The organism is Kitasatospora sp. NPDC004531 (assembly GCF_053602195.1).
Genome location: NZ_JBSGDD010000030.1, coordinates 41716 through 54808 on the forward strand (window position 1 = coordinate 41716; position 13093 = coordinate 54808).

9 protein-coding genes are annotated in these 13093 nt (G+C 73.8%); 5 read left to right on the forward strand and 4 right to left on the reverse strand.

Going from position 1 to position 13093, the window contains the following annotated elements; translation table 11 throughout:
• The first annotated feature begins 105 nt into the window (after window positions 1-105).
• Window positions 106-3036, forward strand: a complete 2931-nt coding sequence (locus tag ACWEMJ_RS15240) for a choice-of-anchor D domain-containing protein (protein ID WP_452137519.1) — start codon at window positions 106-108, stop codon at window positions 3034-3036.
• Between the two features lie 93 nt (window positions 3037-3129).
• Here the strand turns inward: ACWEMJ_RS15240 and ACWEMJ_RS15245 are convergent, their stop codons facing one another.
• Together ACWEMJ_RS15245 and ACWEMJ_RS15250 are read right to left on the reverse strand one after the other, a co-directional pair.
• Window positions 3130-3552 carry a YjbQ family protein gene (locus ACWEMJ_RS15245; RefSeq protein WP_452137498.1) on the reverse strand — a complete coding sequence of 141 codons (423 nt, stop codon included), beginning with the start codon at window positions 3550-3552 and terminating at the stop codon, window positions 3130-3132.
• Between the two features lie 214 nt (window positions 3553-3766).
• On the reverse strand, window positions 3767-4036 hold the full coding sequence (locus ACWEMJ_RS15250) for a hypothetical protein (protein ID WP_073809022.1): 270 nt from the start codon (window positions 4034-4036) through the stop codon (window positions 3767-3769).
• A 766-nt stretch (window positions 4037-4802) separates the two neighbouring features.
• On the opposite strand from ACWEMJ_RS15250, the gene ACWEMJ_RS15255 reads away from it, so the two are divergent.
• Complete coding sequence (locus ACWEMJ_RS15255) at window positions 4803-6983, forward strand: bifunctional glycosyltransferase/CDP-glycerol:glycerophosphate glycerophosphotransferase (protein WP_452137499.1); 2181 nt, start codon at window positions 4803-4805, stop codon at window positions 6981-6983.
• A 255-nt stretch (window positions 6984-7238) separates the two neighbouring features.
• Window positions 7239-7907: a lysophospholipid acyltransferase family protein gene (locus ACWEMJ_RS15260; protein WP_452137520.1), complete on the forward strand. Its 669-nt coding sequence runs from the start codon at window positions 7239-7241 to the stop codon at window positions 7905-7907.
• Between the two features lie 54 nt (window positions 7908-7961).
• On the opposite strand, the gene ACWEMJ_RS15265 is transcribed toward ACWEMJ_RS15260, so the two are convergent.
• The gene (locus ACWEMJ_RS15265) at window positions 7962-9764 is read right to left on the reverse strand and encodes an ABC transporter ATP-binding protein (RefSeq protein WP_452137500.1); all 1803 of its coding nucleotides are present in this window, start codon (window positions 9762-9764) and stop codon (window positions 7962-7964) included.
• A 195-nt stretch (window positions 9765-9959) separates the two neighbouring features.
• On the opposite strand from ACWEMJ_RS15265, the gene ACWEMJ_RS15270 reads away from it, so the two are divergent.
• Window positions 9960-11147, forward strand: a complete 1188-nt coding sequence (locus tag ACWEMJ_RS15270; protein WP_452137501.1) for a sensor histidine kinase — start codon at window positions 9960-9962, stop codon at window positions 11145-11147.
• On the forward strand, window positions 11144-11842 hold the full coding sequence (locus tag ACWEMJ_RS15275) for a response regulator (protein ID WP_452137502.1): 699 nt from the start codon (window positions 11144-11146) through the stop codon (window positions 11840-11842). Before ACWEMJ_RS15270 ends, ACWEMJ_RS15275 begins: the two co-directional genes overlap by 4 nt.
• A 31-nt stretch (window positions 11843-11873) precedes the next feature.
• On the opposite strand, the gene ACWEMJ_RS15280 is transcribed toward ACWEMJ_RS15275, so the two are convergent.
• Window positions 11874-13046 carry an alpha/beta hydrolase family protein gene (locus ACWEMJ_RS15280; protein ID WP_452137503.1) on the reverse strand — a complete coding sequence of 391 codons (1173 nt, stop codon included), beginning with the start codon at window positions 13044-13046 and terminating at the stop codon, window positions 11874-11876.
• Between the last annotated feature and the right edge of the window lie 47 nt (window positions 13047-13093).

Here is a 13093-nt window from a genome sequence, read left to right on the forward strand (position 1 = left end):
CAGCGCACGATGACGCAGACCCCGACCGCCGACGACCCGACCGTCTCCTTCGACCCGATGCGCACCGGCTGGAACGCGAACCAGCCGAGGCTGGCGCCCGCCCAGGTGAGTTCCGCCGACTTCGGCCAGTTGTTCTCGACGGCGGTGGACGGTCAGGTCTACGCCCAGCCGCTGGTCATCGGCACGACCGTGCTGGTCGCCACCGAGAACAACCAGGTCTGCGGCATCCACGCCGTCACCGGCGCGGTCCTGTGGTCGAAGTCGCTCGGCCCCGCCTGGCCGGCCTCCGCGATCGGCTGCGGCGACCTGGTCCCCGACCTCGGCGTCACCGCCACCCCGGTCTACGACCCCTCCTCGGGGCGGGCCTACCTCACCGCGAAGGTCAACGACGGCCCGGACGCCAACCACCCGCACTGGTACCTGCACAGCCTCGACGTGGCGACCGGCGACGAGACCCCGGGCTGGCCGGTGACGATCCAGGGCTCCCCGGCGAACAACCCCGGCAACACGTTCAACCCGTTCACCGCGATGCAGCGGCCGGGCCTGCTGCTGCTCGACGGCGAGGTGTTCGCCGGGTTCGGCTCGCACTGCGACAAGGGGCCGTACGTCGGCTACGTGGTCGGGGTGCGCACCGACACCGGGGCGCTGCGGATGTGGGCCACGCAGAACGCGTCCAGCAACGAGATGACCGGGATCTGGATGGGCGGCGGCGGCCTGGTCTCGGACGGCCCCGGCCGGATCTTCTTCTCCACCGGCAACGGCGTCTCCCCCGCGCCCGGCCCGGGCAGCCGCCCGCCCGGCCACCTCGCCGAGTCGGTGGTCCGCCTGTCCGGCACCGGGCAGCTCGCGGCGGTGGACTTCTTCAGCCCCACCAACGCCGACCAACTCGACCAGAACGACCAGGACTTGGGGTCCGGCGGCCCGGTCGCCCTGCCCTCGCCGCCGTTCGGCACGGCCGCCCACCCGAAGCTGCTGGTGCAGATCGGCAAGGACGGCCGGGTCTTCCTCCTCGACCGGGACGACCTGGGCGGGCGCGGCCAGGGGCCCGGCGGCGCGGACAAGGCGCTGTCCGTGGCCGGCCCGTTCCGCGGCATCTGGGGCCACCCGGCCGTCTGGGGCGGCGACGGCGGCTTCCTGTACGTCCCGGAGAACGACGGCCACCTGCGCGCGCTCAAGTTCGGCGTCGACGGCGCCGGCGTGCCCGTCCTGGTCAACTCGGGCTCCAGCGGCGCCGGGATCGGCCACTACCCGGGTTCGCCGGTCGTCACCTCCGACGGCACGACCTCCGGCTCGGCGCTGGTGTGGGTGGTCTGCCCGGGCGGCGCCGACGGCGTCGACGCGCAGCTGCGGGCGTACGACGCGGTGCCGGCCAGTGGCGTGCTGACGCTGCGCTGGTCGGCGCCGATCGGGACGGCCGTGAAGTTCTCCAAGGTCGCGGTCGGCGCGGGCCGGGTCTACGTCGGCACCCGCGACGGCCACCTGCTCGCCTTCGGCAGCCCGTCCCAGGCCGCGCTGACGGGCACTCCGGTCGACTTCGGGCAGGTCGCGGTGGGCGCCACGGGCAGCGCCACGGCGACGGTCACCGCGACCCGCGCCGTCACCGTCACCGCGATCACCGCGGGCGCGCCGTTCAGCGCCACGCCCCCGGCCCTCCCGGCCGCCCTGAACACCGCGGACACCCTGGCCGTCCCGGTGGGCTTCGCGCCGACCGGTCCCGGCGGGGCGACGGGGACGCTCACCTTCGCCGTGACGACCGACGGCACCGGCGGCACCGTCGGCCTCGACCTGCACGGCACCGGCACCCGGCCCGGCTTCGCCGCGTCGCCGCCGTCGCTGGACTTCGGCGAACTGCCCACCGGGTCCGCGATGACGGTCGGCGTGACCGTCACCAACACCGGCACCGCCGTCGAGACGATCTCCGGCAGCACCGCGCCCGCGCCCCCGTTCACGGCCGCAGGCCTGCCCGCGGACGGCTCCACGCTCGACCCGGGCGCCTCGCTCGCGGTGTCCGTCACCTACGCGCCGACCGCCCCGAGCCCGGCGGGCGGCGACAGCTCGCAGTTCGTCGTCACCGGCGCGGACGGCCACTCGGTCACCGTCCCGCTCACCGGGACCGCCGTGGTCGGCGCCCCGCACCTGACGATCGATCCGACCGCGCTCGACTTCGGGCAGGTCCCGGTCGGCGGCTCGCTCGGCAGGACCTTCGACATCGCCAACACCGGCAACGTGGTGCTGACCATCACCAAGGCCGCGCCGCCCACCGCGCCGTTCGCCGCACCGAGCCCGATCGCCGAGGGGCAGCAGCTCGGCGCCGGGCAGGTGATCCACCAGGCGGTGGTCTTCGCCCCCACCGCCGCCGGCGACGCCGCCGGCCACTTCCTGATCACCGGCGACGACGGCCAGGGCATGCAGACCGTCTCCTTCACCGGCACCGGCGTCACCGGCGGCAGCGTCCCCGCGCCGAGCACCGACGACTGGACGTTCAACGGCACCGCCGTGCTCTCCGGCAGCGACATCCAGCTCACCGAGGCCATCAACGGCCAGACCGGCTCCGCCCTGGCCGACCTGGTGGTGCCCTCGGCGAACCTGCACGTGCGGTTCACGGCCGTGATCGGCGGCGGCTCCGGGGCGGACGGCCTGGCCCTCGTCCTGCTCGACGCGGCCCACGAGACAGCGCACTCGCTCGGCGGCGCGGGCGGCGGGCTCGGCTACTCCGGCCTGCGCGGCCTCGCCGTCACCCTGGACACGTCCAAGAACGTCAACGACCCGTCGGCCAACTTCGTCGGCCTGGCCACCGGCGGCCGGGGCGACGCGCTCGACTACGCCGCCACCGCGACCGACGTGCCCGACCTGCGCACCGGCAGCCACGCCGTGGACGTCCGGGTCACCGGCGGCCGCGTCCAGGTCGCCGTGGACGGCCGGCCGGCGATCGACGCCGCCGTGACCGTTCCGGACGCCGTCGTGGTCGGCTTCACGGGCGCCACCGGCGGGCTCAACGACAACCACCGCGTCCAGGGGGTGGCGATCGACTTCTGACCGCGACCCGCCGGACCCGCCGGGCGGCGCGACGTCGGGCGCCGCGACGCCGGACCCGTGCCGCCGGACCCGCACCGCCGCCCGCCGGGCCCGTCAGCCGAGGAACGACAGGCGCAGCGTGCGCTCCGGGTTGTCGCCGTTGGTGTCGATCAGGACCACCGACTGCCAGATGCCGAGGGCGAGCCGGCCGCCCACCACCGGCAGGGTGGCGTGCGGGGCGACCAGCCCGGGCAGCACGTGGTCGCGGCCGTGGCCGGGGCTGCCGTGGCGGTGGCGCCAGCGGTCGTCGGCGGGCAGCAGCTCGCGCAGCGTACTGAGCAGGTCGTCGTCGCTGCCGGAGCCGGTCTCGATGACGGCGATGCCGGCGGTGGCGTGCGGGACGAAGACGTTGAGCAGTCCGTCGCGGCCGTCGGCGACGTCGCGGAGGAAGTCGTGGCAGCGGTCGGTGATGTCGAGCGCGACTTCTCTGCGGCCGGTGGTGACGTCGAGCGTGGTGGTGTGGAAGGTGTCGGACATGGGGCCATCCTGACCGATCTTGTCGACCCGCCCGAAGACCCGTCCGCCGAACGCCACCCGACCGCAAGGCCGCCCGCCAGGGTGCGCCAGCGCGGCGCAACCGTGCGCCAGGGCCGGGCGGTTCGCCGCCGGGAACGCCGAAGGCCCGACGGACTCCCGGTCCGTCGGGTCCGTGCTGACGGGCGGTGGGCCGCCCGTCCTCACGTCGGTGTCGTCAGCCGCGGCTGCCGAACATGCTCCGCTTGAGCCGGCGTAGCGGGGCCATCAGCGAGACCCGCACGGAGCGCCGGGGCACGGCGACCGGGACGCTGGGGCCGCGCGGCGTCAGTTCCCTTATCAGGCCGAGGGCTTCCGCCGTGTCCACCGTCGAGAGCGCGGGGGCGCCGAGCACCGCGAGGTGCCGGTCGATCCGGCGGCCGGTCGCGCCGACACCGCACTGGATCGCGGGCACCCGGGGCCGCGTCCGCACTTGAATCTGTTCCATCTGTTTCCCACCCCTACGAGGCGCCAGGGCCGTGAGGCGAAGACTATCCGGCTATGACGGCCTACACACAACCGTCCTGGTGTTCTGCCACCGTATCGTGCGAACGGAGGGGAAGCTCCACTCGAGTACGGTGGTATCGGTCACGACTGCGCATCGGTTGATGGTGCACCATCCAAGCATGACCGGGCGTCAGACGCCGCAGCGGTCCGGGGCGTTCGCGGGCGCATCACCGCCGCCGGGTGCGCCGGGCGCACGGCCTCCGGGGGCGTCCACCCCCGCACCGAGAGTTCAGAAATTGAACACATACGAGGGATTGACGCCGCCCGTCCCTCCAAGCAGTATCTGTACGGGCAGGGGATCAGGGGTCGCACCCCTCCTCGCCCGGTCGGATGAGTTCGAGTATGAACGAATCATCCGATTCATCACCTGACAGGCTTCCGGCACCACAGTGAGTCATTCGCGGCCGTCTCGACGCTGCGGCGGCCCGACTCCGGCGTGGTGCACGGACCGGCGGTCGACCGTTGAGGGTCGGTCGGACCGCCAACCGGACTGCCGGTGTCGTCGCTCAAGGGCGCGGCACCGGCGGTCGCGTTCTTGTCGGTGAGCGCTTCGCGCCGCCCGCGGCACCCCTGGCACCCCGACCACCTGCGCCCGGGGTGCCGCGGCTGTGGCCGCGCCGGAGGCATGCCCGTAGGCGCTCGGTAAAGTGGGCGAGGACCGGGCGGATCCGCCGCAACCACCCCATCCCTTCGCGGAGTGAACGCACGTGCCACCCCTGCTCAGCATCGTCCTGCCCGTCCACGGCGTGGAACGCTTCCTGCCGCAGTGCCTGGAGTCACTCCGGTCCGAGAGCGCCGCCCCCGGCGAGGTCGAACTGATCGCGGTGGACGACCGCTCCCCCGACCGCAGCGGCGCCATCCTGGACGCGCACGCCGCCGGCGACCCCCGGATGCGGGTCCTGCACCTCGCGGAGAACCAGGGCCTGGGCGGCGCCCGCACCGCCGGCCTCGCCGAGGCCACCGGCACCTACGTCTGGTTCGTCGACAGCGACGACTGGCTGCCCGAGGGCACCATCGACGCGATCCTCGCCGAACTGCGCGCCGAGACCACCCGCGACCTGCCCGCCGACGTCCTCCTCACCGACTTCACGCACGTCTACCACGACGGCGGCGAGGAGCCGAACCCGTGGCGGCACGTGCTGGCCGGCTCCCCGCTGGTCTCCGGCTGCACCGCCGCCGACCACCCGGCGCTGTTCAACTCGGTGCTCGCGGTGTGGAACAAGGTGATGCGCCGGCAGTACCTGCTCGACCTCGACGTGCACTTCGGGCGCGGGTACTACGAGGACATCTCCGTCACCTACCCGCTGCTGCTGGCCGCCGACCGGCTGGTCTACCTCGACCGCCCCTGCTACCGCTACCGGCGCGGCCGCCCCGGCGCGATCACCGCCACCGCCTCGGCCAAGCACGCCGACGCCTTCGCCCAGTACGACGCGATCTTCGCCTTCCTCGACCGCGACGAGCGGGCGAACAGGCTCCGCACCCTGGTCTTCGACCGCACCGTCAAGCAGGCCCTGACCATCTACGACAGCCCGGGCCTGGTCCCGGTCGAGCTGCGCCCCGAGTTCTTCGCCCGGATCACCGCCCACTTCGCGAAGCACCGCCCGGCCGGGTACCGCTTCCCGTCCGGCGTGCGCGGCATCCAGTACCGGCTGGCCGCCCGCGGCGCCCGCCGCGCCTACGCCGAGCTGCGCCGCGGCGGCAAGCTGCCGAGCGCCGTCAAGCGCGGCACGAAGGCGGTCGCGCCCGGGGTGAAGAAGGCGGTGCGCAGCAGCGCCCGGTTCACCGCGTACAACGCGTTCCGGCGGCTTCCGATAGACGAGCACCTGGCGGTGTACGCCGCGTACTGGCACCGCGGGTACGCGTGCAACCCGGCGGCGATCTACGAGAAGGCCCGGGAGCTGGCCCCGCAGGTGCGCGGCGTGTGGGTGGTGGAGAACGCGGCGCGGGCGGCGACGCTGCCCGAGGGGGTGCCGTACGTGATCGTCAACACCCCGGCGTACCTGAAGGCGATGGCCACCGCCAAGTACTTCGTCAACAACGTCAACTTCCCGCACACGATGGCGAAGCGGACCGGCACGGTGCACGTGCAGACCCAGCACGGCACGCCGCTGAAGGCGATGGGGATGGACCTGCGGGACCACCCGGTGGCGGCGGACGGGATGGACTTCGAGCGGCTGAAGGAGGCGGTGGCGCGCTGGGACTACCTGGTCTCGCCGAACCCGCACACCAGCGAGCACTTCGCCCGGGCGTTCCCCGGCACCTACCAGATCCTGGACACCGGCTACCCGCGCAACGACCGCCTGGTGCACGCCACCACCGAGGAGTGCGCGCGGGTGCGCCGCGACCTGGGCATCGCCCCCGGTCAGCGCACCGTGCTGTACGCGCCGACCCACCGCGAGTCGCGGGGCGGCTACCTGCCGCTGCTGGACCTGCCGGCGCTGGCCGAACGGCTGGGCTCCGGGTGGACGGTGATGGTGCGCACCCACTACTTCCACGACGGCGGCGCGGGCGACCTGGCGGCCGCCCCGGGCTCGGCGCGGCTGCTGGACGTCTCCGATCACCCCTCGGTGGAGGACCTGTACCTGGCGGCGGACACCCTGGTCACCGACTACTCCTCGATGATGTTCGACTACGCGGTGCTGGACCGGCCGATCGCCGTGTACGCCCCCGACTGGGAGGAGTACCAGCAGGTCCGGGGCGTCTACTTCGACCTGATGAAGGAGCCCCCGGGGGCCGTCGCCACCGACCAGGACGCGCTGACCGAGGCGCTGCTCGCGGGCGACCCGGAGCCGACCGCCCGACAGCGCTTCCGCGAGCGGTTCTGCCCGTGGGACGACGGCCGGGCCGCCGAGCGCGTGGTCAGTCGGATCTTCCCGCTCGGCCGCTGACCGTTCCTGATCGGCCGTGGACACGGTCTGTCTCACCTGGTGGGAAAACGCTTTCCCACCAGGTGGGCGTGACGAGGATCGCAGTGACCTGATCGTGACGGGTGGTGGACGGGCGGCCGGGGCGATGTCGTAGTCTGCGAGGCGAACCCAGTGGTCCGACCCCCGTCCGAGCCGCGTGCCTCGCCCCCTCGGCAGGTGCGCCCTTGGGCTGCCCGGGCGGTCCGACATCCGGCCAGGGAGGGCCAAGTGCCAGCGATCGACCTCGTCACCAAGCTCGTACTCAAGCCCCTCGCGCGGGTGCTCTACCGGCCGACCATCGAGGGCCTGGAGAACGTGCCGCGCAAGGGCGGGGTGATTCTGGCGAGCAACCACCTGTCGTTCGTGGACAGCGTGGTGATCCCGCTGGCCGCGCCGCGTCAGGTGTTCTTCCTGGCGAAGGCCGAGTACTTCACCGGCACGGGCTTCAAGGGCGCCGTCTCCCGGTACTTCTTCACGCACGTGATCAACGCCGTCCCGGTGGAGCGCGGCAGCGTCCGGGCCGCCACCGCCTCGCTGGAGGAGGGGCTGGAGATCCTCAACTCCGGCCGGGCGTTCGGCATCTACCCCGAGGGCACCCGTTCGCTGGACGGCCGCCTGTACCGGGGCAAGACCGGCGTCGCATGGCTGGCGCTGACCGCCGGCGTCCCGGTGGTCCCGGTCGCGCTGGAGGGCCCGCAGCACATCCTGCCGGTCGGGAAGCGCATTCCGCGGCTGCGCAAGATCACCGTCCGGTTCGGCGAGCCGCTGCGCTTCGACGAGCTGCACGGCCAGGCCCGCTCCGCGAAGGCCCGCCGCCAGGTCACCGACGAGGTGATGGCCGCCATCCACGCGCTGTCCGGGCAGGAGCTCGCCGAGCAGTACAACGAGTCCCCGAAGGCCGCCTGACCCGCTGCCCGGCGGCCGCCACCGCGCCCAGCCCGGTGCGGCCCGCCGGGCCCGTCAGTGCGCGCCGGCCGGCAGCGCCTCCCGGTCGAGCAGCGCCGCGTAGCGGCCGCCGGCGGCCAACAGCTGCTCGTGGGTACCGAGTTCGGCGATCGTGCCGTGGTCGAGGACGGCGATCTGGTCGGCGTCCCTGATGGTCGACAACCGGTGCGCGATGGTGATCGTGGTGCGGCCCTCGGCGAGGGCGTCCAGGGCCTGCTGGACGGCCAGTTCGGTCTGGTTGTCCAGCGCGCTGGTGGCCTCGTCGAGGATCAGCACCGGCGGGTTGCGCAGCACGGTGCGGGCGATGGCCAGGCGCTGCTTCTCGCCGCCGGAGAACCGGTAGCCGCGCTCGCCGACCACGGTGTCGTAGCCGTCCGGGAGTTCGGCGATCATGTCGTGGATCTGGGCGGCCTTCGCGGCGGCGACGAGTTCCTCGTCGGTGGCCTCGGGCTTGGCGAAGCGCAGGTTGTCGGCCACCGAGGCGTGGAACAGGTAGGTCTCCTGGGAGACCACGCCGACCGCCCTGGCCAGCGTCTCGAAGGACAGCTCCCGCACGTCCACTCCGTCGATCGTCACCCGCCCGCCGGTGACGTCGTACAGCCGCGGGGCCAGGTAGGACAGCGTGGACTTGCCGGAGCCGGTCTCGCCGACCACGGCGAGCGAGCCGCCGGCCGGCACGGTCAGGTCGATGCCGGCCAGCGTGGGGCGGTCCTGGTCGGCCCGGTAGTGGAACTCGACGTCCTCGAAGCGCACCTCGCCGCGGATCCGCTCCAGGTGGACGGGGTGCTCGGGTTCGTCGATCTCCACCGGCAGGTCCAGGTACTCGAAGATCCGCTGGAACAGCGCGAGCGAGGTCTGCACGTCCACTCCGGTGGACAGCAGGCTCACGGTGGGCCGGAACAGGCCCTGTTGCAGCGACACGAACGCGACCAGGGTGCCGAGCGAGACGATCGGCGCGCCGGCGGCGGTGGCCAGGCCGGCCGCCCAGTAGATCAGCGCGGGCATCGCGGCCATCACGATCCCGATGGTCGACATCCGCCACCGGCCGGCCATGCTGGAGCGCACCTCAAGGGCCGCCAACTCGTCCGACTGGGCGGCGAATTCACTGGTCAGCGAGGCGGAGCGGCCCATCGTGCGGCCGAGCAGGATGCCGCTGACGGACAGCGACTCCTGCACCGCCGAGGACAGCTTGGCCAGCTGCCGCTGCCGCTGCCCGGTGATCTTCTTCCGCTCGCGGCCGACACGTCGACTTATCCACACGAACACGGGGAGCAGCAGCAGCGAGACGATCGTCAGCCGCCAGTCCAGCGCGACCATCGCCACCACGCTGGCGATCACCGCCGTCAAGTTCGACACCAGCGAGGTGGCGGTGCCGGTGACGGTGGACTGCATGCCGCCGATGTCGTTGGCTATCCGGGACTGCACCTCGCCGGTGCGGGTCCGGGTGAAGAACGCCAGCGACATCCGCTGCAGGTGCCGGTAGACGGAGGTCCGCAGGTCGTGCATGACGCGCTGGCCGACGGTGGTGGAGATCAGCGTCTGCACCACGTTGAGCACGCTGGTGATCACGGCCGCGGCGATCATGCCGCCGGCGAGCAGCGTCAGCAGGCCGGTCCGGCGCTCGGGGATCGCCACGTCCAGCACCGCCCGCAGCAGGAACGGCGTCACCACGGACACCACCGCCGACGCCGCCACCAGCAGTCCGACCACGGCCAGCCGTCCGGCGTACGGCTTGAACAGCCGCAGGATCCGCCGCACCTGGGCCGGCTGCTTCTCCGCCCCCTCGGGCGGCTCCCAGTCGATCCGGTTCAGTCGCACGGAAACCTCCAGAGGGTCGGTGGACGGGGCACGGCGAGCTTAACGAGCTTCACTCACCATTAGCAAACCTAACATTCTCGCCGGGCGCGGTATTTCCCGACCGCCGGTCCGGTCCGGCGCGTGCCGCCCTCCGCCTGCGGGCGTATGCCCGTGGGCGGACGCCCGGCGGCGGCGCGGCTGGCTACCATTCGCCGCATGGATCGGGACGTGCCGCGCGCGCCGTGGCTGAGGCGACTGCCGCCGGGGGTCTGGACGGCGCTGAACTGGTGCGCCGCCGGGCAGTTCGCCCTGCTGCTCTTCATGTCGACGACGTTCGACCTGAACCCGCCGTTCGGGTTCCGGCACCAGGAGATCGCGGTGCCGCTCGGCCTGCGGGTGGGCCTCGCCGTGCTGCTGGCGCTGCCGGTGTGCGAGGCCCGGCGGTGGCCGGTCCAGGTGTTCTGGATCCTGCTGGCGGAGTCGCAGCTGGTCCTGTTTCTCGGCGAGCGGACCTGGCCGCTGTTCCTCGCGATGGACGTCCTGATCGGCCACCTCGCCATGGTCCGCCCCGCCCGGGTCTCGGTGCCCGCCGGGGCGGCCGTGTTCGTCGCCTGGCTCGGCAGGACGCTGGCGATGCGGACCGACCAGGCGGAGCTCAGCGACCTCGTCAGCACCTCCGCGGCGGTGCTGGCCGGCATCGCCGTCCCATGGGCGATCGGCAACGCGATCCGCCAGCAGCGCCGCTACAGCGCGGACCTGCGCGCGTACGCCGCCCGCCAGGCGATCACCGACGAACGGCTGCGGATCGCCCGGGAGTTGCACGACGTGGTGGCGCACAGCATCGGGGTGATCGCGATCCAGGCGGGCGCGGCGAGCATGGTGCTGGACGTGGAGCCGGCCGGCGCGCGCCGGGCCCTGGACGCCATCGACGCCACCAGCCGGGAGACCCTGGCCGGGCTGCGGCGGATGCTCGTGTCGCTGCGGCACGCCGAGACCGGCGAGGACCCGGCGGGCGCCGCGCCGCCCGCGGGCCTGGAGGCCGTCGAGCGGCTGGCGGCGACGATGGCGCAGGCCGGCGTCGAGGTGCGGGTGCGGTGGCAGGGGCAGCCGCGTCCGCTGCCGCCGGAGACCGATCTGGCCGCCTTCCGGATCGTCCAGGAGTCGGTCACCAACGTGCTGCGGCACGCGGGCGCCGACCGCTGCGAGGTCCACATCGCCTACCAGGAGCAGGAGTTGGCCATCGAGGTGCTGGACGACGGCGGCCGGGCGCCCGGCCGCCGCACCGGAGCCGCCGGGTACGGGATCTCCGGGATGCGCGAGCGGGTCGCCCTGCTGAACGGCCGTTTCAGCGCCGGGTCGCGCCCCGGCGGCGGCTTCCGGGTCGCCGCGAGGCTGCCCGCGTGAGCGCCGACCAGCGGGGCGCCGACGGCGCCGGGCCCGCGATCCGGGTGCTGCTCGCCGACGACCAGGAACTGGTGCGCGCCGGGCTGGGCATGGCCATCGCCCACTCCCCGGGCCTGGAGCTCGCCGGTGAGGCCGCCACCGGCGCCGAGGCCGTCCGGCAGGCCGAGCGGCTCCGCCCGGACGTCGTGGTGATGGACATCCGGATGCCCGGCATGGACGGGATCGAGGCCACCGGGCTGCTCACCTCCGGCGCGGCCGACCCGGTGCCGCAGGTGCTGATCCTGACCACCTTCGACGACGACGAGAACGTCTACGCCGCGCTGCGGGCCGGCGCGAGCGGCTTCCTGGTCAAGGACATGGCCCTGGTGGACATCCTCGCGGCGATCCGGGTGGTCGCGGCCGGCGACGCCCTGATCGCCCCGAGCGTCACCCGGCGCCTGATCGCCGACCTCACCGCCCGGCCCGCCCCCGCCGCGCCGGCGCGCCCGCTGCCGGGGGTCACCGAGCGCGAGCACGAGGTGCTGGCCCTGGTCGGCCGCGGCCTGTCCAACGCCGAGATCGCCGAGCGGCTGTACATCGCGCCCGCCACCGCCAAGACCCACGTCGCCCGGCTGCTCGCCAAGCTGGACGCCCGGGACCGGGTCCACCTGGTCATCGCCGCCTACGACGCGGGCCTGGTGTCCCCGTCCGGCTGAACCTGCCGGACGGGGACACCGGCCGCCGGCGCTACGGGAGTCGGACGGCGACCTCCGGCAGCTCCGGGGACGGCCCGTCGAACAGCGGCGCGGGCTTCCCCTTCAGCTGGAGGTCGAAGAACGCGGCGAGGCAGGTGCGGGTGATCGCGATTCCGCGCACCGGGTCGATCGCGCCGGGGGTGGCGGGCATGCCCGCGGCCTGCGCGAGCAGCGGCAGGTCGCTGAACGTGCCGTGCTCGGCCCCGGCGACGGTGAGCCACCGCTTCCAGCCGTCCAGCCGGGACCACGCCTGGTCCCAGCTGGGGTCCGTGCCCGGGCCGTCGTGCAGGCCGGCGTCGAGCAGCAGGAACGGCCGCCCGCCGAGGCCGCCCGCCGGGACGGGCGCGAAGAACGTGCCGTCCATGTTCACGCCCGCCCGCACCCGGCCGTCGGCGGCCATCGTGACGGCGGCGGCGTCACCGCCGATCGAGTGCCCGGCCATGCCGATCCGGTGCCGGTCGACCAGCCGGGCGTGCGCCCACGGCGACCGGTTCGACGTCAGCTCGTCGATGACGAACGAGGCGTCCTTCGCCCGGCTCTCGGCGATCGCCGCGACGCCGCCCGCCGGCGGGTGGTCGCAGATGGCGCAGCCGAGGGTGCGGCCGTCCGGCAGGGTGACGCCGGTCGACTCGTAGGTGTGGTCGATCAGCGCGACCACGTAGCCGCGGCTGGCGAGATCCTCGGCGATGCCGGAGAACGCCGCCCGGGGGAAGGTGAAGCCCGGCGAGAGCAGCACCAGCGGGAACCGGCCGCCGACCGGGCGGGCGCCGTCCCGCGCCCAGGTGCCCGTCGCGGCCAGCGCCTCCGGCGGCAGGCCCGCCCCCGGGGCCTTCGCGGACAGCAGCAGCCGGGCCTCCTCGGTGGTCATGTAGGGCGCGGACGTCCCGCTCCCGGCCCGGGCCGGGTAGTACATCGACACCATCAGCTCCCGCGCCCCCGCCCCCGGCACCCACGGGTCCGGCCGCCCCCGGTCGACGAGGTGCACCACGTCCCGCCCGACCGCGAACGGCCCGGTCGGACGGGGCAACGAGACCGACAACCCGACCCCGACGGACGCGACGGCGCCCGGCGGCGGGGCGGCGAAGGCAGGAGCCGCGACAGCGACCGGCAGCGGCAGAACAAGAGCGAGCGCGGCGGTCAGGGCCGCGCGACGAATACTGGTCATACGACGAACGTAGGCTCCAAGCACCGGAGTTGACGTCTGCCCAGGAG